20 protein-coding genes and 1 tRNA gene are annotated in these 24,893 nt (G+C 71.3%); 10 read left to right on the top strand and 11 right to left on the bottom strand.

What is annotated here, in order from left to right; all coding sequences use genetic code 11:
• Positions 1 to 25 precede the first annotated feature (25 nt).
• Together Q0795_RS02085 and moaA are read left to right on the top strand one after the other, a co-directional pair.
• On the top strand, positions 26 to 550 hold the full coding sequence (locus tag Q0795_RS02085; RefSeq protein WP_298885877.1) for a MogA/MoaB family molybdenum cofactor biosynthesis protein: 525 nt from the start codon (positions 26 to 28) through the stop codon (positions 548 to 550).
• On the top strand, positions 550 to 1,578 hold the full coding sequence (moaA, locus tag Q0795_RS02080) for a GTP 3',8-cyclase MoaA (protein WP_298885875.1): 1,029 nt from the start codon (positions 550 to 552) through the stop codon (positions 1,576 to 1,578). The genes Q0795_RS02085 and moaA overlap by 1 nt, the downstream gene beginning before the upstream one ends.
• A 6-nt stretch (positions 1,579 to 1,584) precedes the next feature.
• On the opposite strand, the gene Q0795_RS02075 is transcribed toward moaA, so the two are convergent.
• From Q0795_RS02075 to Q0795_RS02040, 8 genes are read right to left on the bottom strand one after another with little or no spacing between them, the layout of a single operon-like run.
• Positions 1,585 to 1,815: a MoaD/ThiS family protein gene (locus Q0795_RS02075; RefSeq protein WP_366942445.1), complete on the bottom strand. Its 231-nt coding sequence runs from the start codon at positions 1,813 to 1,815 to the stop codon at positions 1,585 to 1,587.
• A gap of 12 nt (positions 1,816 to 1,827) precedes the next feature.
• On the bottom strand, positions 1,828 to 2,508 hold the full coding sequence (locus tag Q0795_RS02070; RefSeq protein WP_298885873.1) for an NTP transferase domain-containing protein: 681 nt from the start codon (positions 2,506 to 2,508) through the stop codon (positions 1,828 to 1,830).
• A gap of 2 nt (positions 2,509 to 2,510) precedes the next feature.
• On the bottom strand, positions 2,511 to 2,894 hold the full coding sequence (locus Q0795_RS02065; protein ID WP_298885871.1) for a LuxR family transcriptional regulator: 384 nt from the start codon (positions 2,892 to 2,894) through the stop codon (positions 2,511 to 2,513).
• Positions 2,891 to 3,637 (bottom strand): respiratory nitrate reductase subunit gamma, encoded by a 747-nt coding sequence (narI, locus tag Q0795_RS02060; protein WP_298885870.1) that lies wholly within the window; start codon positions 3,635 to 3,637, stop codon positions 2,891 to 2,893. The genes Q0795_RS02065 and narI overlap by 4 nt, the downstream gene beginning before the upstream one ends.
• A complete protein-coding gene (gene narJ, locus Q0795_RS02055) occupies positions 3,634 to 4,395 on the bottom strand; it encodes a nitrate reductase molybdenum cofactor assembly chaperone (RefSeq protein ID WP_298885868.1) in 762 nt (253 codons plus the stop codon). Before narJ ends, narI begins: the two co-directional genes overlap by 4 nt.
• A complete protein-coding gene (gene narH, locus Q0795_RS02050) occupies positions 4,392 to 6,170 on the bottom strand; it encodes a nitrate reductase subunit beta (RefSeq protein WP_298885867.1) in 1,779 nt (592 codons plus the stop codon). The genes narJ and narH overlap by 4 nt, the downstream gene beginning before the upstream one ends.
• Before the next feature lie 43 nt (positions 6,171 to 6,213).
• Positions 6,214 to 9,978, bottom strand: coding sequence for a nitrate reductase subunit alpha (locus Q0795_RS02045; protein ID WP_298885865.1), 3,765 nt, complete (start codon positions 9,976 to 9,978; stop codon positions 6,214 to 6,216).
• Complete coding sequence (locus tag Q0795_RS02040; RefSeq protein ID WP_298885863.1) at positions 9,975 to 10,856, bottom strand: helix-turn-helix domain-containing protein; 882 nt, start codon at positions 10,854 to 10,856, stop codon at positions 9,975 to 9,977. The genes Q0795_RS02045 and Q0795_RS02040 overlap by 4 nt, the downstream gene beginning before the upstream one ends.
• A gap of 245 nt (positions 10,857 to 11,101) precedes the next feature.
• Here Q0795_RS02040 and Q0795_RS02035 point away from each other — a divergent pair, with 245 nt between their 5' ends.
• The 6 genes from Q0795_RS02035 to Q0795_RS02010 all read left to right on the top strand — a co-directional run bounded on the left by Q0795_RS02035 (position 11,102) and on the right by Q0795_RS02010 (position 18,534).
• Positions 11,102 to 12,517, top strand: a complete 1,416-nt coding sequence (locus Q0795_RS02035) for a nitrate/nitrite transporter (protein WP_298885862.1) — start codon at positions 11,102 to 11,104, stop codon at positions 12,515 to 12,517.
• Positions 12,514 to 13,911, top strand: coding sequence for an MFS transporter (locus tag Q0795_RS02030; RefSeq protein WP_298885860.1), 1,398 nt, complete (start codon positions 12,514 to 12,516; stop codon positions 13,909 to 13,911). Before Q0795_RS02035 ends, Q0795_RS02030 begins: the two co-directional genes overlap by 4 nt.
• A 66-nt stretch (positions 13,912 to 13,977) precedes the next feature.
• A complete protein-coding gene (locus Q0795_RS02025; RefSeq protein ID WP_298885857.1) occupies positions 13,978 to 14,115 on the top strand; it encodes a hypothetical protein in 138 nt (45 codons plus the stop codon).
• Between the two features lie 50 nt (positions 14,116 to 14,165).
• On the top strand, positions 14,166 to 14,624 hold the full coding sequence (locus tag Q0795_RS02020) for a hemerythrin domain-containing protein (protein WP_298885855.1): 459 nt from the start codon (positions 14,166 to 14,168) through the stop codon (positions 14,622 to 14,624).
• Complete coding sequence (locus Q0795_RS02015) at positions 14,624 to 15,787, top strand: hypothetical protein (protein WP_298885853.1); 1,164 nt, start codon at positions 14,624 to 14,626, stop codon at positions 15,785 to 15,787. Before Q0795_RS02020 ends, Q0795_RS02015 begins: the two co-directional genes overlap by 1 nt.
• On the top strand, positions 15,775 to 18,534 hold the full coding sequence (locus tag Q0795_RS02010) for a multicopper oxidase domain-containing protein (RefSeq protein WP_298885852.1): 2,760 nt from the start codon (positions 15,775 to 15,777) through the stop codon (positions 18,532 to 18,534). Before Q0795_RS02015 ends, Q0795_RS02010 begins: the two co-directional genes overlap by 13 nt.
• A 730-nt stretch (positions 18,535 to 19,264) precedes the next feature.
• Here Q0795_RS02010 and Q0795_RS02005 read toward each other — a convergent pair.
• The 3 genes from Q0795_RS02005 to Q0795_RS01995 form a co-directional block, all read right to left on the bottom strand.
• Positions 19,265 to 19,338, bottom strand: a tRNA-Val gene (locus Q0795_RS02005).
• 62 nt (positions 19,339 to 19,400) lie between these two features.
• Entirely contained in the window at positions 19,401 to 20,315 is a 915-nt protein-coding gene (locus tag Q0795_RS02000; RefSeq protein WP_298885850.1) for a hypothetical protein, read from the bottom strand.
• Positions 20,316 to 20,428: 113 nt separating this feature from the next.
• A complete protein-coding gene (locus Q0795_RS01995; RefSeq protein WP_298885848.1) occupies positions 20,429 to 21,364 on the bottom strand; it encodes an aminotransferase class IV in 936 nt (311 codons plus the stop codon).
• Positions 21,365 to 21,398: 34 nt separating this feature from the next.
• Here Q0795_RS01995 and pta point away from each other — a divergent pair, with 34 nt between their 5' ends.
• Together pta and Q0795_RS01985 are read left to right on the top strand one after the other, a co-directional pair.
• On the top strand, positions 21,399 to 23,492 hold the full coding sequence (gene pta, locus Q0795_RS01990; RefSeq protein ID WP_298885846.1) for a phosphate acetyltransferase: 2,094 nt from the start codon (positions 21,399 to 21,401) through the stop codon (positions 23,490 to 23,492).
• Positions 23,489 to 24,736, top strand: a complete 1,248-nt coding sequence (locus tag Q0795_RS01985) for an acetate kinase (RefSeq protein ID WP_298885844.1) — start codon at positions 23,489 to 23,491, stop codon at positions 24,734 to 24,736. The genes pta and Q0795_RS01985 overlap by 4 nt, the downstream gene beginning before the upstream one ends.
• Positions 24,737 to 24,893 lie beyond the last annotated feature (157 nt).

Raw genomic sequence — 24,893 nt, 5'->3', positions numbered from 1 at the left:
AGTCGGGGGCGGCTAGGGTCGGGGAATGAGTTCACGCGATGCGCCACCAGCACGTCGGAAGGCAGCCGCGATCACGGTGTCGGACCGGTCCTCGGACGGGCTTCGCGACGACGAGTCGGGCCGCCGCCTCGTGGAGGCTCTTCGGGAGATCGGGTATGCCGTCGAGGCCCCTGTGGTCGTCCCCGATGGGGTGGAGTCGGTCGCGGGGGCAGTGCGGGCGGCCGTCGCCGACGGCGCCCGGCTCGTCGTCACGACCGGCGGCACCGGCATGGGCCCTCGCGACCTCACCCCCGAGGGGACCCGGCAGGTCATCACCCGGGAGAACCCGGGCATGGCCGAGCTGATGCGCCGGGAGGGATCCCGGCAGACCCCCTACGCCGCGGTGTCGCGCGGAGTGGTCGGGGTCGTCGACTGGCCGGCCGAGCGCGGTGTCGGCGGCACCCTCGTCATCAACCTCCCCGGCCGCCCGGCGGCCGTGACCCAGGGCATGCAGGTCATCGGGCCGCTGCTTGCTCACCTGGTCGATCAAGTAGTGGGGGGCGACCACTGATGATCCGGGACCCGCTGGTCGACAGCTACGGCCGGGTGCACCGGGACCTGCGCATCTCGGTGACCGACCGCTGCTCGCTGCGCTGCACCTACTGCATGCCCGAGGACGGCGTGCCCTGGCTGCCCCGGGCGACGATGCTCACCACCGAGGAGGTCGTGCGCCTCGCCGACGTGGCGGTGTCCATGGGCATCGAGGAGGTCCGGCTCACCGGCGGCGAGCCGCTGCTGCGCCGTGACCTCGTGGACGTCGTCGCCGGACTCGCCGCGCTGGACCCGGCGCCCGAGATCTCGATGACCACCAACGCCATCGGCCTGGCCAAGAACGCCGCCTCCCTGCGGGAGGCGGGCCTGACGAGGGTCAACGTCAGCCTGGACACGCTGCGGCGCGACGTCTTCATCGCCCTCGCCAAGCGGGACCGGCTCGCCGACACCCTCGCCGGGGTCCACGCCGCCGCCGCGGCCGGGCTGGTCCCGGTCAAGATCAACACCGTCCTCATGCGCGGGGTCAACGACGCCGACGAGGACGTCGTGGCGCTGCTGACCTTCGCCCTCGAGCACGGCTACGAGCTGCGCTTCATCGAGCAGATGCCGCTGGACGCCCAGCACGGGTGGGACCGCTCGCAGATGATCAGCGGCGCAGAGATCCTGGCCAAGCTGCGCACCGGTTACGACCTCACCGCGCAACCGGACGAGGCCCGCGGCAGCGCACCGGCCGAGCTCTTCGACGTCCGGCCCCTGGGCGCCGCGCCCGGCAGCGCACCGCTCGGCACCGTCGGCGCCATCGCGTCGGTGACGATGCCGTTCTGCGGCAGCTGCGACCGGGTCCGGCTGACCGCCGACGGCATGATCCGCAACTGCCTCTTCGCCGCCGGGGAGACCGATCTGCGGACCCCCCTGCGCGAGGGCGCCTCGGACGACGAGCTGGCCGCGCTGCTGCGGGCCTCGATCACCGCCAAGCTGCCCGGGCACGGCATCAACCAGCCCGACTTCCTGCAGCCGCCCCGGCCCATGAGCGCCATCGGCGGCTGAGGTCCGTCAGCCGCCGGCGAAGGGCGGCAGCACGTCCAGGACGGCGTCCTGGCCCAGGCGAAGCGATCGGTCGCTGACGTAGCGGCCTTCGATCAGCACCGTGCTGCGCGAGAGCACGCGGCCGAGCCCGGCGCCATGCAGCTCGGCGAGCTGGTCGAGCAGGCTGCCTAGGTCTTCGGCGGGCACCTGCTCGCTCTGGGTGCCGGCCGCTTCAGCCGCAGCGGCGAAGTACCTCACGGTCGCCACCATCTATCCCTTCGTTTGCGGTTCGTCCGTCGTCATCGGCCCACCCTGCAGGCGATGTTCCCAGTCCCGGGCGTCGGCCCAGGTGTCCACGTCCCCGAGGTACTCCCGCCCGGACTCCTCGTCCTGCCAGCGCAGGTCGGCGACGAGACGGCGGACCGAGAGGTCGCGTACCTGCCCCAGCTGGCCCAACGCCCTCTCCAGCGAGACCCGGCGGTAGACGGCCAGCAGCCACTGCCGGTAACCCTGAGCGTCCTGGTGACCGACAGCGTCGACGTGCTCCGCCGCGACGTCCACCGAGGCGCGCAGCGCGGCCAGCGCGACCGCGGCACCGGGCTGGTCGACCGCGACGACTGCCACCCAGTCGGCTGACCGGGCACCGGCCTGTCCTCCGCTCGGGCCGTGGACGCCCGCGTCGCCCTCGGCGCCGCCGCGCAGCGCCGCCAGTCCCGCGGCGATGCCGGCGACCGGGCCCCCGTCGGGGGGCTCCTCCACCGTCCGGAGCACACCCGCTGGCACAGGAGTGTCGCCCACGACCACCACCCCGCCCCCGAGCAGCGGCTGGGCGTCGAGCACCCGTGCCAGCAGCGACCGGCCGCCCACCTCCAGCGCCGCCTTGTCCCGGCCCCCGAGCCGCGTTCCGCGGCCGCCGGCCAGGACCAGGAGGTCCACGACCTGTCCGGGCACGGTCAGGAGTCCGGCAGCGAGAGCGTGAGGAGGCAGACGCTGTCCACGGCGGCGGTGACGTCGTGGCGCGAAGTGGGTATGACGCGCGCTGTGCCGGTGGGCAGGGCCCACGACGTCCCGTTGCTGGAGAGGACTACCCGGCCGGAGAGGCAGAGCAGGGAGGCCGGACCGGGCGCGTCGTGCTCGGGCAGACCGCCACCGGCGGGCAGGCCGAGCAGGACGAGGCTCTGGCCGGGCTGGCGCACGACCGCCCGCACCGCTCGGCCGCGACCGGTGGAGCGGGCTTCTTCCAGAAGCGCCTCACCCGCGGCGCGCAGGTCGACGACCGACGAGGGGTCCTGGGCGCGGGACTGATCGGGGTCGTCGAGCACGGGGTGCTCGTTCATTGGACCCGCTCCCAGCCGCGCTTCTGCGCGCGGGTTCCGGTCGCCGTCCCAGGCCGCTCGTCGCGGCTGCGGTAGACGATGTAGGGCCGGGTGACGTAGCCGATCGGCGCGGAGAAGACGTGCACCAGGCGGGTGAACGGCCACATCGCGAAGAGCAGGAAGGCCAGCAGGGCGTGCAGCTGGAAGCCGATGGGTGCGCCCTCCATGAGCGAGGCGTCGGGCTGGAACCAGAAGATCTGACGGAACCACGGCGAGACACCGTCGCGGTAGTTGTAGTGGTCGCCCGCGATGCCCAAGTTGAGCAGGGTGCCCGCGATGGTGTTCCACATGCCGAGCACGATGACCACGGCGAGCACGGCATACATCACTTTGTCGTTGACCGTCGTCGCGCGGAAGACCGGCCCGACCGTACGTCGCCGATAGACCAGGATGGCCAGGCCGACGAGGCAGGCGATGCCCGCCGGCAGCCCGCCGAGCAGCGCCACGACGTGGTAGAGCTCCTGGCTCATCCCGGCCCGCTCGGTCCAGCTCTGCGGCACCATCAGCCCCATGAAGTGCCCGACGGCCACGAAGAGGATGCCGAAGTGGAACAGCGGGCTGCCGATGCGCAGCAGCCTGTCCTCGTAGAGCTGGGAGCTGCGGGTGGTCCACCCGAACTTGTCGTAGCGGTAGCGCCAGAAGTGACCCACGACGAAGGTCGCCAGACAGATGTAAGGGAAGATCACCCAGAGGAAGGTGCTCATCGAGGGGCTCCTACGGGGATGGTCGGTCCGAGGGACTGGGTATGCGGCGCGCCGCCGGCGGGCGCGCACCCATCGGTCGGGGGCGTGCGAAGAACGTCGAGGGCGGGGTCCATCGCGTAGGGAGCGTCATCGATCCCGACGGTCTCCTGCGGCGGGCCCTGCGCGATGAGCCGGGCGAGCGCCTGCTCGTCGTCGCCGTCGAGCGCGGGCAGGGTGGCACGCACCGCGCCGACGACATCGAGCCACGGCGAGCCACGGCGGTCCAGCGCGCGGCGCAGCAGCTCGACGCCCACCCGGTGGTCGTTGAGCACCTTCCACGCTGTCTCTGGCGCGACCGTGGCACCGAACTCCAGGACGACGGGAAGGTAGTCAGGAAGCTCGCTGTCCGCATCGTCGAGCTCGACCCCGTGCTGGCGGTAGAGCTGCTTGAACTGCACCAGCGCCACGCCCCGGTTGCGGGTGTCCCCGTGCAGGAAGTAGGTCAGGTGCAGCGCGCACTTGCGGGTCACGTCGAAGGTGTCGACGTAGTCGCGCTGCAGCTCCGGTAGGCCGACGGCCTCCGCGTGGTCGAGGAACCGGCCCAGCGGCTCGCCCGCCGCCCGCGGGAGCCCAGCGACGACCTCCCGCAGCACGGTCAGACGCCCGGGCAGGTCCTCCCCCGGGTAGTCCAGCAGCAACGAGCACAGCTGCCAGGTATCGGCCTGGGCGCGCGCGTCGAACCGGGGGCTGGTCCGCCGGTGGCGCCGCCAGGGCATCATCGCTGCGGCCCTCCGTCGGCGCCGGCCACGTTGTCCGGCCGGGCCTGGCCACCATCCAGCAGCGACCGGTCGTCCATGGGCTGCTGCGAGGTGCCGCCACCCGCCGAGACCTCCACGCCCTCCTCGCGCTGGGGGAAGAGGCCCTCGGGCATGCCGCGGCCGTCCCAGTTGAGCAGGTTGACGCGCCCGCGCTTGGCACCGCCGGAGACGAGGGTGTCGGCGCCGGCGCGCTCCTGCAGCATCATGAGGTTCTCCACCGCGACCGGGGTGACGGCGCCGCGGCCCGAACCCTCCCCGAACGGGCCGGAGGAGTCGAGCAGCTCGTCGTCGAAAGAGGTCACCGGGCAGTCCGTGGCCAGCTCCTCCAGGGCGTGCGCCTGCTCCCCGTGCGCAGTCGGGATGACGTAGCGGTCGCCGTACTTGGCGATCGCGAGGAGACGGAACATCTCATACATCTCCTCCTCCTCCATACCGACGGCCTCGGCGATGTGCGCCTGGGGGTCGCGACCCAGGTTGATGTCGCGCATGTAGGACCGCATGGCGGCGAGGCGGCGCAGCACCGCCTCGACCGGCCGGGTGTCGCCGGCGGTGAAGAGGTTGGCGAGGTACTCCACCGGGATGCGCAGGGCGTCGATCGCCGCGAAGAGGTTGTCCTTGTCCTCGGCGTCGTAGCCGGTGTCCTTGATGACGTCGACGACCGGCGACAGCGGCGGGATGTACCAGACCATCGGCATCGTGCGGTACTCCGGGTGCAACGGCAGGGCGACCTTGTAGTCGGTGATGAGCTTGAGGACGGGCGAGCGCTTGGCCGCCTCGATCCAGTCACCGGGGATGCCCGCCCGCTCCGCCTCGCGCTCGACCGCCGGGTCGCGGGGGTCGAGGAAGACGCTGCGCTGGGCCTCGTAGAGGTCGTGCTCGTCCTCGACCGCAGCCGCCTCGAGCACCCTGTCCGCGTCGTAGAGCATGAGGCCGATGTAGCGCAGCCGGCCCACGCAGGTCTCGGCGCACACGGTCGGGATGCCGACCTCGACGCGCGGGTAGCAGAAGGTGCATTTCTCGGCCTTGCCGGTCTTGTGGTTGAAGTAGACCTTCTTGTAGGGGCAGCCGGTGACGCACATCCGCCAGCCGCGGCACTTGTCCTGGTCGACCAGCACGATGCCGTCCTCCTCGCGCTTGTAGATCGCGCCGGAGGGGCAGGAGGCCGCGCAGCTGGGGTTGAGGCAGTGCTCGCAGATCCGCGGCAGGTAGAACATGAAGGTCTGCTCGAACTCGAACTTCACCTTGTCCTCGATGCCTTTGAGCATCGGGTCCATGGCCGCGTGCTCGGTGGAGCCGCCGAGGTCGTCGTCCCAGTTGGCCGACCAGGCGATGTTGATGTGCTTGCCCGAGATCAGCGACGTGGGCCGCGCGACGGGGAAGGTGTCCTGCGCCGGGGCGTTGAGCAGCGTCTCGTAGTCGTAGGTCCACGGCTCGTAGTAGTCGTTGATGCTCGGCATCTTGGGGTTGGAGAAGATGTTCAGCAGCTTCGTGAGCCGGCCGCCGGCCTTGAGCCTCAGCCGGCCGTTCGCGGTGACCTCCCAACCGCCCTTCCACACCTCCTGGTCCTCATAGCCGCGCGGGTAACCGAGCCCGGGCCGGGTCTCCACGTTGTTGAACCAGACGTACTCCGTGCCCTGCCGGTTGGTCCACGCCTGCTTGCAGGTGACCGAGCAGGTGTGGCACCCGATGCACTTGTCCAGGTTCATGACCATGGCCATCTGTGCCATGACGCGCATGTTCTCTCTCTTCCTCAGGTCGGTCTGTCGTGCGTCGGGCGGTTCAGTAGGTCACCGGGGCGGTGCGCCGGCGGATCACCGTGACCTCGTCACGGTTGCTGCCGATCGGCCCGATGTAGTTGAAGAAGTAGGAGAACTGGGCGTAGCCGCCGACCATGTGGCTCGGCTTGAGCAGGATCCGCGTGAGGCTGTTGTGGATGCCGCCCCGCTTGCCGTCGGTCTCGGTCAGCGGGACGTCGATGAGCCGGTCCTGGGCGTGGTGCATGAAGACCGTGCCCTCGGGCATCCGGTGGCTGACGACAGCCCGGCAGGCGACGACGCCGTTGCGGTTGACCGCCTCGATCCAGTCGTTGTCGCGCACCCCGATCTTGGCGGCGTCCACGTCGGACATCCAGATCGTCTGGCCGCCCCGGGAGAGCGAGAGCATGAACAGGTTGTCCTGGTACTCGCTGTGGATCGACCACTTGCTGTGCGGAGTGAGGTAGCGGACCGCGACCGCGACCGCGCCCTCGTGCTCGCTCTGCCGGCCGACGGGGTCCTCGCCGAAGAGCGTGGTCATGTTCAGCGGCGGACGGTAGGTCGGCAGCGACTCCCCCATCCCCTGCACCCAGTCGTGGTCGAGGTAGAAGTGCTGTCGCCCGGTCAGGGTGTGGAACGGCTTGGAGCGCTCGATGTTGATCGTGAACGGTGCGTAGCGCCGCCCACCGCTCTCCGAGCCGGACCACTCCGGGGAGGTGATGACCGGCACCGGCGCCGCCTGGGTGTCAGCAAAAGTGATCTGCTTGCCCTCGTGCTCCGCAGAGAGGTCGTGCAGCTGGGTGCCGGTCCGCTTCTCCAGGAACCGGAAACCCTGCGTCGCCAGGTGGCCGTTGCTGACACCGGACAGGTGCATGATCGCGTCGGCGACCTGGATGTCGGTCTCGATCCTCGGCTGCCCGTCGGCGACGCCCCCGTGGACGGTGCCGTTGCGCTGGCGCAGGATGTCGACCTCGCGGCCGACCTCGTACTTGACCCCCTTGGTCAGCATCCCGACCTTCTCCAGCAGCGGGCCGATCGAGGTCATCTTGTCGTAGACGGCGGTGTAGTCGCGCTCGACCTCGGCGACCACCGGCATCGTGCGGCCCGGCACGGGCTCGACCTCGCCGGTGCGCCAGTCCTGCACCCGGCCGTGCACGGTCGCCATCGCCTCGGGGGTGTCGTGCCACAGCGGCTTGGTGACCACGTCCTTGCGGGTGCCCAGGTGGTCGACCGCCAGCTCGGAGAACCGCCTGGCGATCGCCTTCCACGCCTCCCAGTCGCTCTTGGCCTGCCACGGCGGCGCGATGGCCGGGTTGAAGGAGTGGATGAAGGGGTGCATATCCGTGGTGTTGATGTCGTGCTTCTCGTACCAGGTCGCGGCCGGCAGCACGACGTCCGAGAACAGCGTCGAGCTGGTCATCCGGAAGTCGAGGGTCAGCAGCAGGTCGAGCTTGCCCTCACCGGCCCGCTCGGGCCAGACCACGTCCAGCGGCCGGTGCTCCGGTGAGGCCTCCACCGCCCGCACCGCGTTGTCGGTGCCGAGCAGGTGCTTGAGGAAGTACTCGTTGCCCTTGGCGGACGAGCCGAGGAGGTTGGACCGCCACAGCGAGAGGATCCGCGGGTAGTTATCCGGGTTCTCGGGGTCCTCGACCGCGAACCGCAGCGTGCCGTCCTTGAGCTGGCTGGCCACGTACTCACCGGCGGCCATACCGGCCTCGGCGGCCTCGTCGGCCACCTGCAGGGAGCTGCGGTCGAACTGCGGGTAGGACGGGACCCACCCCAGCCGGACGGCCTGGGCGAGCAGGTCCATGGTGGAGCGCCCGGTGAAGGCGCCGGTCGAGCCGTTGACCGCGTCGGCGTCGAAGGTGTCGTAGCGGTACTGGCTGGTGTGGACGTACCAGTAAGACGTCTGGTTCATGTGGCGCGGCGGCCGCACCCAGTCCAGCGCGAAGGCGAGGTGCTGGAACCCCATGATCGGGCGGACCTTCTCCTGGCCGACGTAGTGCGCCCAGCCACCGCCGTTGCGGCCCTGGCAGCCGGTGATCGAGGTCAGGACCAGGAGGGCGCGGTAGATCTGGTCGGAGTGGTACCAGTGGTTGATGCCCGCGCCCATGAGGATCATGCCCCGACCCTGGGTGTCGATCGCGTTCTGCGCCCACTCGCGGCCGATCCGGATGATCTGCTCGACAGGGACGCCGGTGATCTCGGCCGCCCAGGCGGGGGTGGCGGGGGCCGATGGGTCGTCGTAGCCGGACGGCCAGACACCGGGCAGCCCGTCGCGGCCCACGCCGTACTGGGCGAGCATGAGGTCCAGGACCGTGGTGACCAGCCGGTCGCCGACCCGGCGGACCGGCACGCCGCGACGCTCCAGCACCTGCTGGCCCTCAAGGTTGTCGAAGCGCGGCAGCGCCACCTCGACCGCCTCGCCGGTGTCGCTGTAGAGCGAGAGCACCGGGCGGATGTCGCCCAGGTCGAGGTTCCAGCGGCCCTCGCCCTCCTCACCGAACCGGTGGCCGATCGAGCCGTTCGGGATCGCGACCTCACCGGTCGCCCCGTCGAGGACCGCCGGTTTCCACATGGCGTTCTCGCTGCCGGACTCGGGGTGGTTCTCGAGGTCGCCGGCGACGAGGAACTTGCCGGGACGAAAAACTGCTCCGTGCTCACTCCGCTCGCCCGTTCCCTCTGTTCCGGTGAACGAGGCTCCTTCGTCGCCGTCCACCGGGTCGAGGGTCACGAGGTAGGGCAGGTCGGTGAAGTGCTGGTTGTAGTCGGTGAAGAACTCGACCTGGCGGTCCACGAAGAACTCACGCAGGACGACGTGCCCCATACCCAAGGCGAGCGCACCGTCGGTGCCGGGGGCAGAGGCGACCCACTCGTCGGCGAACTTGACGTTGTCGGCGTAGTCGGGCGCCACCGCGATGACCTTCTGGCCGCGGTAGCGCGCCTCGACCATCCAGTGGGCGTCGGGGGTGCGAGTGAGCGGGACGTTGGAGCCCCACATGATCAGGTACCCGGCGTCCCACCAGTCGCCGGACTCGGGGACGTCGGTCTGGTCGCCGAACATCTGCGGCGAGGCATTGGGCAGGTCGGCGTACCAGTCGTAGAAGGACAGCATCGGCGCGCCGATGAGCTCGTGGAAGCGGGCGCCGGAGGCGTAGGACACCGGCGACATCGCCGGGATCGGGGAGAATCCGGCGATCCGGTCCGGGCCGAAGCGCTTGACGGTGTAGACGTGCGCAGCGGCAACCAGGTCCACGACCTCCTCCCAGGTGGCCCGCACCAGACCGCCCTTGCCGCGCGCCGCCTTGTAGGCCTGTGCCTTCTCCTCGTCCTGGACGATCGAGGCCCACGCCAGCACCGGGTCGCCGTACTGCTGACGGGCGGCTCGGAACATCTCCAGCAGGGTGCCGCGCACGTAGGGGTAGCGCACCCGGGTCGGGCTGTAGGTGTACCAGGAGAAGGCCGCCCCTCGGGGGCAGCCCCGCGGCTCGTACTCGGGACGGTCCGCGCCTGCCGAGGGGTAGTCGGTCTGCTGGGCCTCCCAGGTGATGATCCCGTCCTTGACGTAGACCTTCCAGGAGCAGGAACCGGTGCAGTTGACGCCGTGCGTGGAGCGAACCACCTTGTCGTGGCTCCAGCGGTCACGGTAGAAGGAGTCGCCGCTGCGTCCGCCCTCCAGGCTCAGTGTCCGGCGATCCTCCGAGACCCGTCCCCGGGTGAAGAACCTGCGGGTACCGACCAAGGCATCGCTGAGCGGGCCGTCGAGGCGGGCAGAGGTGGTGTCGCTCATGCAGGGTCTCCTGGTGCGTCGGCGGGGATGTCGGTCGGGGTCGCGGGGTCGTCGGCCGGAACGGCGCGCGCAGAGGCCTCCCAGCGCGCGGGTCCGGGCTCGATGGGCTCGCCCGGCGGAGTACGGTCGCGCAGCAGCACCGCATGGCAGGTGGCAGAGGCCACGAACGGACGCAGGCTGACGCCAGCCTTGGCCTCACCGGCCACCTCGAGGGCACCCTTCAGCAGCCCCCGGTGCACGCCGCAGACGACCTCAGGAATCTCTCGGGCCAGGTCGAGGAAGGGGCAGTCACGTAGCGTGATGCGTACGTCCCCCTGCCGGCCGGACATCTCCAGGTCGGGGGTGTAGCCCCACTCCTGGAGCAGGTCGACCACCGCCCCCACCTTGCCCACCCACTCACCCGTGGTGCGGGCGGGCTCGGCCAACGGCTCGGCGCCGTCGGCGCCCAGGCGTTGGCGCACCCACAGCGCCCCTGCTTCTTCCGGGGTGGGGCTCTCACCCTTGGCGGGGTCCAGCGCGCTGGCCAGCACAGTCGCCAGGACCTGGTAGGGGCCCTCGATCGCCGGCTCCGGTCCCACCTGCTCTACTGCCGAGGCGACGTAGCGCTTGGCTGGACGGCCGGCACCGCCGCTGCGCACGACGTGGGTCTCCACCAGGCCGCCGTCGACGAGCTGGTCGAGATGGAAGCGCACGGTCGAGCTGTGCAGCCCCAGCTCCTGGCCGAGCTCGGCGGCCGTGAGTCCGGTGTCACGGGTGGGGCGGCCGGGCACCGCCAGCGGTGGCAGGGCCCGGAGCTGTTCGACGATCGAGCGCCGGACGGCGGACACCATCAGCGAGTCGTGCCCGCGAGACGACCAGCCGAGCTCGGTACCGGACATGAGGACTCCTTTTATCGGAGGTTGCCCGCTCAATCTAAGCCACGTGTAGCGCCCTGCGCAATCACCACCGCCGAAGACGCGATGAACCGAGAAAGTCCTGGTAGACGGGCTATTACGACATCCCGTCGTGTTCGAATTCCGTGTCACGCACGCCGCACGCCAGATCGTGCACCTGGACCTCCTACAGGGTGTAGGGTCGCCCTGTCTTCATTGTGATGAGCGCGATCCTCCAATTAGGAGAGCCCATGAGCACCACTGCTCCCCTGGCTGACCCGATGTCGGCCAAGCGGTCTGGCGCCAACCGGGTCATGTGGACCTCTACGGTGGCGTTCACGCTGATGTTCGCCGTGTGGCTGATGTTCGGGATTCTGGGCAAGCCCATCCAGGAGGAGTTCGGGCTCACGGACACCCAGCTCTCCTGGGTCAGCGCGCTGGCCGTGCTCAACGGGGCGATGTGGCGCCTGCCGGCGGGGATGCTGGCGGACCGCATCGGTGGTCGCAAGGTGATGACCGCCATTCTCGTGATCACTGCGGTGCCGGCCTTCCTGGTCAGCCGGGCCGACAGCTACGCGATGCTGCTGGTGCTGGCGTTCCTCGTCGGCTTTGCGGGCAACGCGTTCAGCGTGGGCATCGCCTGGAACGCCGCTTGGGCACCGCGCGAGCGGCAGGGCTTCGCGCTCGGGCTCTTCGGTGCCGGCAACGTGGGCGCCTCGGTGACCAAGTTCATCGGCCCCCCGATCATCGCAGCCACCGCCGGCACCACGGTGGTCCTGGGCCTGCAGGGCGGCTGGCGGCTCATCCCCGTCGTCTACGCGGTCCTGCTACTCCTGATGGCGGCGGCGCTGTGGGTCCTCACCCCCGCCCGGGACAGGATGCCCGGGGCCACTAAGCCGATGCGAGAGATGCTCGCGCCGCTGTCGCAGGTGCGCGTGTGGCGGTTCAGTCTCTACTACGTGGCGGTGTTCGGCGCCTATGTCGCGCTGTCCGCCTGGATGCCGCTCTACTACATGAACAACTTCGGCGTCTCGCTGGCCGCGGCCGGCCTGCTCACCGCGGTCTTCATCTTCCCTGCCTCCTTGCTGCGGCCCGTCGGCGGCTGGTTCTCCGACCGATGGGGTGCGCGCCGGGCGATGTACGGCACGTTCTTCCTCATGCTGCTGACCTCCGGCATCCTCATGATGCCCAACGGGCACGTCGTCATCAACCACGCGGACGGGACTCAGACGGAGCACCTGGGCTACGCGATGCATGTCGTCCCCTTCACCGCCCTCCTCTTCCTGCTCGGATGTGCCATGGGCGTGGGCAAGGCCGCGGTCTACAAGCACATCCCCGAGTACTTCCCCGGCAGCGTCGGACCCGTTGGCGGCCTCGTCGGCATGCTCGGTGGCTTGGGCGGCTTCTTCCTCCCGCCGCTGTTCGCCTACACCACGGCCTGGTCCGGCTTCCCCACGTCCACCTTCTTCGTCATCTTCCTGCTCACCGCCGTCTGCCTGGTCTGGATGCACCTGACGGTCGTGCAGATGCTGCACGAGCGCTCGCCCGAGCTGTCCGTCGACATCGAGGCACCAGCGCCCGCGCCTGAGCCTGCGCCGGCGGCAGGCCCCGCCGCCGCGCCCACCGACGCCCGTACCGGCACGACCCTGGAGGAGACCCGCGCATGAGCACCGTCGACGACCGCCGCACCGGAGGGGAGTGGCTGCAGTCCTGGGACCCCGAGAACGAGCAGACCTGGGACAAGGGCCTGGCCTGGCGCACCCTGTGGATCACCACGTTCTGCCTCACGCTCGCCTTCGTGGCCTGGTTCCTGCCCAGCGCCATCATCCCCAAGCTCAACGGCCTGGGCTATGAGTTCACCAAGGGCCAGCTCTACTGGATGGCCGCCATGCCCGGGCTGTCCGCCGGCCTGTTCCGCCTGGTGTGGATGGTCCTCCCGCCCGTCATGGGCACGCGCAAGATGGTCAGCCTCACCTCACTGCTGCTCATCGCCTCAACCCTGGGCTGGGGTGTACGGGTCCAGGAGCCCTCCGCGCCCTACTGGGAGCTGATGGTCCTGGCTTTCCTGGCCGGCATCGGCGGTGGCGCCTTCTCCGGCTTCATGCCCTCGACCTCCTACTTCTTCCCGAAGAGGATGCAGGGCACGGCTCTGGGGCTGCAGGCCGGGATCGGCAACTTCGGCGTCTCTCTCGTCCAGCTGCTGACCCCCTACCTCATCGCCATCGGCGCCCTAGCGGTGTTCGGCGGCAACCAGCAGCTTCAGGTGCCGGGTCAACCACCCACTGAGGTCTGGTACCAGAACGCGGCGTTCGTGTGGATCCCGCTCATGGTTGTCGGGGCCGCCCTCGCCTGGACGATGCTGAAGTCGGTACCGATCAAGGCCAACATCCGCCAGCAGTTCGACATCTTCTCCAACCAGGACACCTGGTGGATGACGCTGCTCTACATCATGACCTTCGGGACCTTCTCGGGACTGTCCGCGCAGTTCGGCCTGCTCATGGCCAACCTCTACGGCATCGGCAACGAGGCCATCGTGCGCGGGACCGGACCGGACGCCGAGCTGCTCGTCAGCGGCTACGACGTGCCCGACGTCGTCGCGTTCGTCTTCCTCGGCCCGCTCATCGGCGCCGGCGCCCGAGTGCTGTTCTCTCCGCTCACCGACCGGATGGGCGGCGCCGTCTGGACGCTGATCTCCGGACTGGGGCTCATCGCCTCGATCGCGGTGACCATCCCGGCGCTGACCCCGGACACCAGCTCGGCCGAGGCGCTCAGCGGCGACTTCCGGCACTTCCTCCTCGGCATGCTCGCCATCTTCCTCTTCGCCGGCATCGGCAACGCCTCGACCTTCAAGCAGATGCCGATGATCTTCGAGCGCCGGCAGGCGGGCGGGGTCATCGGGTGGACTGCCGCGATCGCCGCCTTCGGCCCGTTCCTCTTCGGGGTCGGCCTGACGATCATGAGCCCGACCCTCTTCTACCTGATCGGCATCGCCTGGGCCGTGATGTGCGTGGCGATCACCTGGATGCGCTACGCCCGCCCAGGCGCCCCCAAGCCCGGCTGACCGGCCGCCGCCCCACCTGCCTCACCCTTCCCACCACCGTCCACGCGCGAACACCGGAGGATTCCCATGACCCACACCGAGCTCCGCCTCACCCAGGTCCGCGAGGGCGGCTGCGGCTGCACCGACGAGGGAGTGGCCATCAGCTGGGACTACCGGGTCCGCGGCCCCGAGGCCTGGACGTTGCGGTTCACCCGCGCCTCCTGAGGATGTGCACCTACTGCGGTTGCGAGTCGATCGGGGTCATCGGCCGGTTCATGGCCGAGCACACCGAGATCATCAACGCCTCCGGCGAGCTGCGCCGGGCCTGCGAGGGCCGCAGCGCCCCGCAGGTCGTGGCGGCCGTCGACCGGGTCGAGGCGCTGCTGCACCCGCATACCCGCGACGAGGAGACCGGGTTGTTCGCCGTGCTGCGCCGCCAGGAGGAGTTCACCGAGCACATCGACAGCCTCTGCGCCGAGCACACGACGCTCGACGCGCAGCTCGAGGCGATCCGGCGGGCCGAAGCCGACGCCGACCCCGTGCTCGTCGACACCTTCCTGCACGACCTGCGCCACCACATCGACCGGGAGGACAACGGCCTGTTCCCCGCCGCGGCGATCGCTCTGGATTCTCCCGACTGGGCCGAGGTCGACGAGGCGACGCCGGCACCGGCGCCGCCGGAACTGGCACCGGCACCACCAGCCAGGTCATGGGAACAGGTCCCGGACCGATGATGAGCACGGGCAGTAGCCTGACCGACCGGAGCCCACGCTGGGCCCCGGTGCTCATCCTCGGCGGCGGGCTGGCCCTCGTGGCCGGCCTCGACGCCGCGCTCACCCTGTCCGGTCTGCCCGCCCCCGTCGGCAGCGCGCGGCTCGCGGTCCTGCACGGGCCACTCATGGTGCTGGGCTTCCTCGGCACCGTCATCGCCCTCGAACGGGCCGTGGCGTTGCGCACGACCTGGCCCCTGCTCGCGCCTGCCCTGCTCGGTGCCGGCGCCCTCGCCCTGATCCTGCTGCCCCAGCCCCTGCTCGGACGCCTGCTGCTCGTGCAAGGCATGCTGCTGCTCGTCGTGGTCTACCTCGCGCTGTGGCGGCGCAACTGTGACCTGCTCGTGTCGGTGCAGGCCCTCGGCGCGGTGCACGCCGCTGCGGCCGGGCTCCTGCTCACCCGCGTAGAGGTGGCGACCGTGGTGCCGCTGCTCATCGGCTTCGTCGTGCTGACCATCGGCGCGGAACGCGTCGAGCTGGCCCGTCTGGCGATGCCGGGCGGTGCCGAGGCCACCCTGATCGCCCACGCCGCAGGTCTCACCGGCGCCGCCCTTGCCGCCGTGCTGTGGCCGGCGACGGGTGGGCGCCTGCTGGGCGTGTCGCTCCTGTTCCTGACCGCCTGGCTCGTGCGGCACGACGTCGCCCGCCGGCTGGTCCGCACGAGCGGCCTCCCGCGCTTCGCGGCCGCCGCGCTCCTCACGGGCTACGCGTGGCTGGCGGTCGCCGGGCTGGGCCTGGTGCTCCTGGGGTCGCCGGCCGTCTCCGCCGCCGGCTACGACATCGTGGTCCACACCACCTTCCTCGGTTTCGCGATGTCGATGATCCTGGCCCACGCCCCGGTGATCCTGCCCGCCGTGCTCCGGGTCCGCCTGCCCTACACGGCAGCGATGTGGGGCCCGCTGGTCCTGCTGCACGTCACCCTGCTCGGCCGGGTCCTCACGGTGGGCGTCGGCACGACGGCCGGCTGGCACGCCGCGCTCGTCGGCAACGTCGCGGCCGTCCTGCTCTTCGTCGCCGTCACGGTCCTCACTGCGGCCGGCGCACGGCGCCGCCCGACCGGGCGCGCACGCCATACCAGACACCCCTCCCCCACGACCGAGGACCACGCGCCCGCATGTCCGCCCTGACCAGCCCTGCAGCCACCACCCCACGACCCACCGGTCCCGCCCGCCCGGGCGGCGCACGCGGCCGGTGGCCGCTGCGCGACTACCCCGGCGTGCTGTGGATGGTGCTGGCGGTTGCCACGACCCTGGTGCACCCCTTCGTGCCCGGCTCGCGCTGGCTCATGGTGCACCTGGTGCTGCTCGGCGCCCTGACGCACTCGATCATGGTGTGGAGCACCCACTTCACCCAAGCGCTGCTGAAGACCGCGCCCGGCCTCGACGACCGGCGCCAGCAGAACCGCCGCCTGGTGCTGCTCCTGGTCGGCACCACGACCACCCTGATCGGCGTGCCCACGGCGCAGTGGTGGGTCACCGCGACCGGGGCGGCCCTGGTCACCGCCGCCGTCGTCTGGCACGGCGTCCAGCTCTTCCGCCGGTTGCGCGCGGCGTTGCCGGGCCGGTTCCGAGTGACGGTGCGCTACTACCTCGCGGCCGCGGTCTGCCTGCCGGTCGGCGTCGCCCTGGGCGCCACCCTCGCGCTCGGACTCGACGACTCGACGCACGGGCGCATCCTGCTGGCGCACATCACCGTCAACATCCTGGGCTGGGTCGGGCTGACCGTCACCGGCACCCTGCTCACCCTGTGGCCGACGATGCTGCGTACCCCCATCGGGCCCGACGCGGAGCGGCGCGCGCGACAGGCTCTTCCCGGGCTCTCCGGAGCGATCGCGCTGCTCGTGGCGGGCGCCCTGGCCGACCTGCGCTGGGTCACCGTCGCCGCGCTCGGCCTGTATGCCGTGGCGCTGGTGTGGTGGGCCTCCGCGGTCCTCACGCCGGCCCGGACCGCACGCCCGCGCGAGTTCGCCCCTGCCTCGGTCGGTCTGTCGCTGGTCTGGTGGCTGGCCGGCATCATGGTCGTCCTCGTGCGGCTGTCGACCACGCACAGCTGGGCCGAGTTCACCGCCGGCTTCGGCACCACCACCGCGATCCTCGTCGTGGGGTTCGCGGCCCAGCTGGTGCAGGGGGCGTTGTCCTACCTTGTCCCGTCGGTGCTCGGCGGTGGCAAGACGGTCGTGCGCGCCGGTCAGGCGTGGTTCGACCGCTGGGGCACGGCGCGGCTGGTCGTCATCAACGGCGGCCTGCTTCTGTGCCTGCTGCCCGTCCCGAGCATGGTGCGGGTGATCTTGTCCGCCCTCGTCGTCCTCGCCCTCGCGGCCTTCGTCCCGCTGATGCTCGGGGGGATCCACGCCGCGGTACGCGCCAAGAAGGAGGTGGAGGCGGCCCGGGCCCGGGGGGAAAGCCCTGGCCGGGCAGCCCCGACGCCCGGGACCCCCGCCGGCGCGCCGGACCGGATGCCCTCGGTCTGGTCCGGCGGGCAGCTGGTGGCCGCGGTGTCCACGCTCGTGATGGCCGTGTCGGTCGGCGTCGCGCTCGACCCGGCCGCAGCCGGGCTGCCGGCAGGCACACCGGCCGGTGGGGCCGCCGAGGTCGTGGCGACCGGCAGCACCACCACCGTGCTGGTAGCCGCGGTCGACATGCGCTTCGAGCCCGCCCGCATCGAAGTGCCCCGCGGCGACCGCCTCGTCATCGAGCTGACCAACACCGACCCCACCAACGTGCACGACCTGCAGGTGCTCGGCGAGCGCACGCCCCGCCTGGCACCCGGAGAGTCGGCCACGCTCGACCTGGGGGTCGTCGGGGAGTCGGCGCAGGGCTGGTGCACCATCGTCGGCCACCGGCAGATGGGCATGGTCCTGGACGTCGTGGTTGCCGGGGAGGACGGGGCGCCCGTCGCCTCGGTCGACCACACAGGGCACGACGCCGAGGGTGCCGACGCCGCCGGCCCAGCCGTGGTGCACCTGAACCCCCAGGCCTCAGTGGCCGCCCCGGCCGACCCGGTCCTGTCGCCGGTGACGACGACCGCGGGCACCACGCACCGGCTCACCCTGCGGGCGACCGAGGAGGAGCTCGAGGTCGCTCCCGGTATCACCCAGGTCCGCTGGACCTTCAACGGGCAGGTGCCGGGGCCTACGTTGCGCGGCAATGTAGGCGACGTCTTCGAGGTGACCCTCGTCAACGACGGCACGATGGGTCACTCGCTCGACTTCCACGCCGGGGCACTGGCCCCCGACGAGCCGATGCGCACCATCCCACCCGGGGAGTCCCTCGTCTACACCTTCACCGCGCATCGGGCCGGAATCTGGATGTATCACTGCTCGACCATGCCTATGACCAGCCACATCTCGGCCGGCATGCACGGTGCGGTCATCATCGAACCTACTGAGGGTCTGCCGCCGGTGGATCGGGAGTACCTGATCGTCCAGTCCGAGGTGCACCTCTCCCCCGCCACGGGTCAACAGGGCGCGCCCGCGGCCGAGGTCGACGCCGTCGCGGCCGCCGCGGACCGGCCGACCTTCGTCACCTTCAACGGCATCGCCAACCAGTACGACGAGCACGTCCTGCACGCCGAGGTGGGTGACCGCGTGCGCCTGTGGGTGCTGGACGCCGGCCCGAGCCGGTCGACCTCCTTCCACGTCGTCGGCGGCCAGTTCGACACCGTCTACGCCGAAGGGACCTGGCGCCTCGGGGGCCCCGAGGGCCCGGCCGAGGGCGCAGGGGCGCAGACGCTCGGCCTGCTGGCGGCGCAGGGCGGCTTCGTCGAGCTGACCTTGCCCGAGGCGGGGTCCTACCCGTTCGTCTCCCACGCCATGGCCGACGCCGAGCGCGGTGCCCACGGGGTCATACAGGTCTCTGCGCGGACCGGGAGCTAGGGGCACCCGGCTTGGCACGACGGCTTCTCCCGCGCGGGGCAGCCGGGCACCCTCCCTCTTCTGCGACCCGCCCGCCTCCAAGTCGTCGACCGCGCCGGGATTGACGGCACCACCGGCCGCAACGACGACCTCCTGGGCCTCGACCCTGACGCAAGCCCCGCCTACCGATCGGACACACCGGTCGCGCTCTCACGACGGCAACCCACGCCACGACGCGGCTCGCGCCACGGATCGTGGCGGCTCGGGGTTGAGGTGGGACGCCTGCACAGCGTGAGACACACGTGAGTGGAGGCGGCGGAGCTCGACCTTCAGCCTCTTTACCTGTGCAGATGCTAGAGAGCATGCCGTATGACAGCACCGTGACCCACCCTGAGGAGCACGCGTTCACACTGGCACCGGCGCGAACAGCCGCCTGATGCCCGGCCCACGACGCTGGACATCAACCGACCAGGCAACCAGGTTGTGTACCTACCCCCTGTCACCGATCGGTGCGGCAGTCACAGGTGGCGCCGAGCCCCGATGCCGACCGGGTTGCCGAAGACGTCATCGAGCGCGGGCGTGGCCTTGCGGACCTTGACGACGCCGCGGCCCGGTGCCTGCCCGGTCACTCTGCGATCCGTGCGCCGAGATGCACGCAAGATGCACGCCGGACCATGAAGTAGGCGATAAAAAAAGACCCCAGACCTGCGTATTCGCAGGCCAGGGGCCTCGTGGCTCGTCAGAAGTGAGGTGGACGTGAAGGGACTCGAACCCCTGACCTCTCGCGTGTGAAGCGAACGCTCTAACCAACTGAGCTACACGTCCGGACGTGCCCGCGGGCACGAGGAGGCAGTCTAACCTCCCCGTGCCCGAGCGGCGAAATCGCCTCAGCTGGTGCTGGCGGCGGTGTAGACCTGCTGCTCGACGTCACCGAAGTAGGGGCCGTACATGACGTCCCTCTCCCCTTGGTAGCCGAAGGAGTTCACCGAGTTCAGCACGCCTCCGGTGATCCAGCCGCCGCCGCTGGAGCCCCCGGTCATCGAGCACGGCAGCCGGTGATCGGTGGTGCCCCGGGTGTCTTGCCCGGCGACTCCGGAGCAGCGCCACAGCTCCTGACCGTCGTAGGGGTTGGCGGCCGGGTAGCCGAAGGCGTCGAAGGCGAGGCCGTAGCCCTGGTTGAAGGCGATCGGGTAGTCGCCGGTGACGTCGGTCAGGCTCTGGCCACCCTGCTCGGCCATGACGGCGAAGCCCACGTCGTGGTTGAAGTCGCCGCTGTTGACCCAGGCCCCGGGGGCGACGAGCGACTCGGCCACCCAGGTGCCGTAGGGCCGGTCACCGTTGTCGTAGGCCGGGACGAAGGCGAAGTTCGTGGCGTAGGCGCCCGGGCCCTCGTTGAGGCAGTGGCCGGCCGTGGTCACCACGTCGCCGTTGACGCTGTCGGTCGCCGTGCCGGAGCACACGTAGTTGGCGCCCCCGAGGGTGAAGAACACCTTGCCGAGCTCGGCCTGGGCGGGCGCCCGCACGGCCTGCGCCGAGCTCGTCGACCCGCCCGGCTTGCCCTTGCCGCCGGGCTTGGCCATCTCGCGCGGGATGGCGTTCTTCATCCGCTCCGGGGTCCAGTAGGCCCGGACCTCGGCCTGCGCCGACCTCGTGGAGGCTGCAGCGTGCTTGGCCACGGCCTGGTCCTGACCGTCGCCCTCACCGTTGCCGGGTGCGGCTCCCGCACCGGTGGCACCGACCATGGACAGGGCCACGGCGCCGGTGCCGATGAGGGCCAGGGTGCGCTTTCCAGCAGGACGCATACGTCTACTCCTTGTGAGAGGGACGGACGCCGTCGCTGGCGTCCTCTCTCGAAAGTAGCCACGTCACGCTGAAGTTGTAACCGCTTACAGGTCAAGTCTCCGTCAAGGTTGGGTCAAGGATCGAGGGTCCGCGCCGCCCGCTCGGCGAAGACGCGGAGGGCCCGCTGCGCCATCGGGCCGGGCTGTTCCCCCAGGTCACGGGGCGCCAGCCCGGGCACGGCCAGCTCCTCCCCGCTGGTCAGCAGCACCGGGTCGTGCACGTCCAGCCGGTGCAGCGCGGTGAGGTCGCGGATGCTGCTCGACAGCCAGATCTCGTCGGCCTCGGCCAGCGCCGACAGCGGCAGCGGCTCCTCGACCACCTCGACCCCGTCCTCGCGCAGCCACTCGACGACCAGCCCGCGGGTGACCCCGGCCAGCGGCCCGGAGCCGAGGTCCGGGGTGCGCACGGTGTCGCCGGTCACGACGAAGACGTTCGTGCCGGTCCCCTCGCACAGCATCCCCGCGGTGTTGGCCAGGATCGCCTCGGAGTGCCCGCGCGCCTTCGCCGCCGCCAGCGCCACGACGTTCTCCGCGTAAGACGTCGACTTCACCCCGGTCAGCGCCCCCCGCTCGTTGCGGACCCACGGCACCACGAGCGCCGAGGTCGTCGCAGGGATGGGGTCCTGCTCGACCGCGGTGACGACATACGTCGCCGCACCCGGGACCCGGTCGCTGCCGAGCGGCCCGAGCCCGGCGGTGACGGTGTAGCGCAACCGGCCGAACGGCATACCTCCCTGCGAGAGCACCGCGGCGATCCCCTCCCCGATCCGGTCGCGGTCCAGGGGCTCCAGGCCGAGCGCCGCGAGCGAGCGGTCCATGCGGTCGTGGTGCCGGGTGAGCGCGAAGACCTCCCCGTCGACCACCTTGCACGTCTCGAACACTCCATCGCCGACGGTGATCCCGTGGTCCAGCGCCCGCACCGAGCCCTCCGGCCCGACGAGCGCGCCATCGACCCACACCCGCACCGCGGAGAGTCCACCAGCAGCGGTCAGCGAGCTCGACGTGTCCATGGACGCAGCGTAAGGCGTGGCTATCGTGGGACCCGTGAGCACCTCCCTGTATGTCGCGTCCGCCGAGCCCCGCTCCGGCAAGTCGGCGGTGGCGGTCGGGCTCCTCGCCCAGCTGTGCGCCCTCGGCGGCCGGGTCGGCGTCTTCCGTCCCGTCGTGCAGGACCGGGAGCAGGACCCGCTGCTGCACCTGCTGCACCCGCTGTCGACGTCCGCCTCGACCGTCGAGGACGCCGTCGGCGTGACGTACGACGACCTTCACCACCGGCACGACGCGGCCATCGGCGAGATCGTCGACCGCTTCCACCGGTATGCCGCCGAGCACGAGCGGGTGCTCGTCGTCGGCTCGGACTACACCGGGGTCACCGCGCCCACCGAGTTCTCCACCAACGCCGCGATCGCCGCGCACCTCGGCGCGCCGATGCTGCTCATCATCCCCGCCGCGGGCCGCAGCGTCGAGGACACGGCCACCGCGGCCGCCGTCGCCGTGCAGGAGGCACTCAGCCGGCACGCCTCGGTGGCGGGCGTCCTCGCCAACCGGGTCGACGACGACCTCGACGAGGTGTCCGCCGCGGTCCGCGACGCGGTGGCCGAGCAGATGGCCGGCACCGGGAGCGACCCTGCCGTCCTCGCGATGCCCGCCGACCCGCTGCTCGCCGCCCCCACGGTGGGCGACCTCATGGCCGCGACCGACGGCATCCTCCGGGCCGGGGACGAGTCGCTGCTCGAGCGCGAGGCCACCGGGCTCATCGTCGCCGGCATGACGATGCCCAACGTCCTGGACCGGCTGCGCGAGGGCAACGTCCTCATCTGCCCCGGCGACCGCGAGGACGTGCTGCTGGGCGCCATCCTCGCCCACCGCTCCTCGACCTTCCCCTCGCTCGGGGCGATCGTCCTCAACGGCGGCCTGCGGCCCAGCGAGCAGGTGTCCCGGCTCGTCGAGGGCCTCGCGGTGGAGCTGCCGATCATCGGCTGCGAGGGCGGGACGATGCGCACCGCGATGACGATGCACGACGTCGTCGGGCGCATCACCCCCCGCTCGCAGCGCAAGATCGAGCACGCCCGGTCCCTGGCCCAGCAGCACGTCGACATCACCCGGCTGCTGCCCGTCGGCGACGACGCCGACCGACGGTCCGCCGTGGTGACCCCGCTGATGTTCGAGCACGGGATCATGGCCCGCGCGCGGGAGACGGGTTCGCACGTCGTGCTGCCGGAGGGCGGGGAGGACCGCATCCTGCGGGCGGCCGACACCGTCCTGGCCCGCGGGGTCGCCCGGCTGACGCTGCTGGGTGACGAGGCACAGGTGCGCGAGCGGGCCGCGGCTCTGGGCCTGCGCCTGGACGCCGCCGAGGTCGTCGACCCGCTCACCAGTGACTGGCGCGAGGAGTTCGCCCGGACGTATGCCGAGCTGCGGGCGCACAAGGGCGTCACCCTGGAGCAGGCGCAGGACATCGTCACCGACCCGGCCTACTTCGGCACCCTCATGGTGAAGACCGGGCGCGCCGACGGCATGGTGTCCGGGTCGATCACCACCACCGCGCACACCATCCGGCCGGCGCTGGAGGTGATCCGCACCTCCCCCGGCGTCTCGGTCGTCAGCTCGGTCTTCTTCATGTGCCTGGCCGACAAGGTCCTCGTCTACGGCGACTGCGCCATCAACCCCGACCCGGACGCCGAGCAGCTCGCCGACATCGCGATCTCCTCCGCCGCGACGGCCGCCCAGTTCGGCGTCGAGCCACGGGTGGCGATGCTGTCCTACAGCACCGGCGGGTCGGGCAGCGGTGCCGACGTCGACAAGGTGCGCGCGGCGACCGACCTGGTCCGCGAGCGGGAGCCTTCGCTCCTGGTCGAGGGGCCGATCCAGTACGACGCCGCGGTCGACCCCGCCGTCGCCGCCACCAAGCTCCAGGACTCCCCCGTCGCCGGCCGGGCCACCGTGCTGGTCTTCCCCGACCTCAACACCGGCAACAACACCTACAAGGCGGTGCAGCGCAGCGCCGCCGCGGTGGCGGTCGGGCCGGTGCTGCAGGGCCTCAACGCCCCGGTCAACGACCTGTCCCGGGGGGCGACGGTCCGCGACATCATCAACACCGTCGCCATCACCGGGATCCAGGCGGGGGCGGACCGATGAGCGGCGACGCGGCCAGCGCCGGGAGGGGCGCCCGGAGTGGCGCCGGGGGCGGCGACCCGGTCGTGCTGGTCGTCAACGCCGGCTCCTCGTCGGTGAAGTACGAGCTGCTCGACCCCCACACCGGGGCCTCGCAGGCCAAGGGGCTGGTGGAGCGCATCGGCCTGAGGGACGGCGTGGCGCGCCACACCGTGGGCGGGACGACCCACGAGCAGGTGCTGGACGTCCCCGACCACGCGGCCGCGCTGGAGCTGGCGACCCGCGCCTTCCAGGAGCACGGGCCGACCCTCGCCGAGGTCGACCTGCTGGCGGTCGGCCACCGGGTCGTCCACGGCGGCGCGGAGTTCGCCGACCCCACGCTCATCACCCCGGAGGTGCTCGCCACGATCGAACGCCTGGTACCCCTGGCGCCGCTGCACAACCCCGGCAACCTGGCCGGCATCGCCGCCACGCAGGATGCCTTCCCCGACGTGCCGCAGGTGGCGGTCTTCGACACCGCCTTCCACCAGGGCATGCCGGAGGCGGCCGCGACCTACGCCGTGCCGCGGCAGTGGCGCGAGGAGCACCGGGTGCGGCGCTACGGCTTCCACGGCACCTCCCACGCCTATGTCTCCCGGCGGGTCGCCGAGCTCCTGGGCCGCCCGCTGGCGGACGTGCGCAGCATCGTGCTGCACCTGGGCAACGGGGCCAGCGCCACGGCGATCGACGGTGGCCGCAGCGTCGACACCTCCATGGGCATGACCCCGCTCGAAGGGCTGGTCATGGGGACCCGCGCAGGCGACCTCGACCCCGGGGTCGCCGGGCACCTGGGACGGGTGGCCGGCCTGTCGACGGAGGAGGTCGAGCGGGCGCTCTCGAGGGAGTCGGGGCTGCTCGGGCTCACCGGCTCCGCGGACTTCCGCGGGGTGATGGCCCGGCGGGCGGACGGGGACCCGGCGGCGGTGCTGGCCTTCGAGGTGGTCGTGCACCGGCTGCTGCGCTACGTCGGGGCCTTCGCCGCCGTGCTCGGCCGGCTCGACGCCCTCGTCTTCACCGCGGGGGTCGGCGAGAACAACGCCGAGCTGCGCGCGGCCGTGCTGGAGCGTCTGGCCGGGTTCGGCGTGCTCCTGGACGCACCCGCCAACGCCGCCGCCGACGGCGAGACCCTCATCACCACCGCGGACAGCCGGGTCGCGGGCTACGTCATACCGACGGCCGAGGAGTGGGAGATCGCCCGCCAGGCCGCCGCCCTGGTCACCCGCCCCTGACCCCTCCTCCCCCCTCCCCCCTCTGCCCCCTCCTCCCCTCCGACCGAGCGCCGCGAATGGTTGGCACACCACCCACCGGGCGCCGCGAATGGTTGGCACACCACCCACCGAGCGCCGCACATGGATGGCAGACCGCCTGCCGAGCACCGTCTGTGGC

Origin of the sequence: uncultured Serinicoccus sp. (assembly GCF_947487915.1) — a bacterium.
Classification (GTDB): domain Bacteria; phylum Actinomycetota; class Actinomycetes; order Actinomycetales; family Dermatophilaceae; genus Ornithinicoccus.
This window is presented reverse-complemented; position numbering and strand designations above follow the sequence as displayed.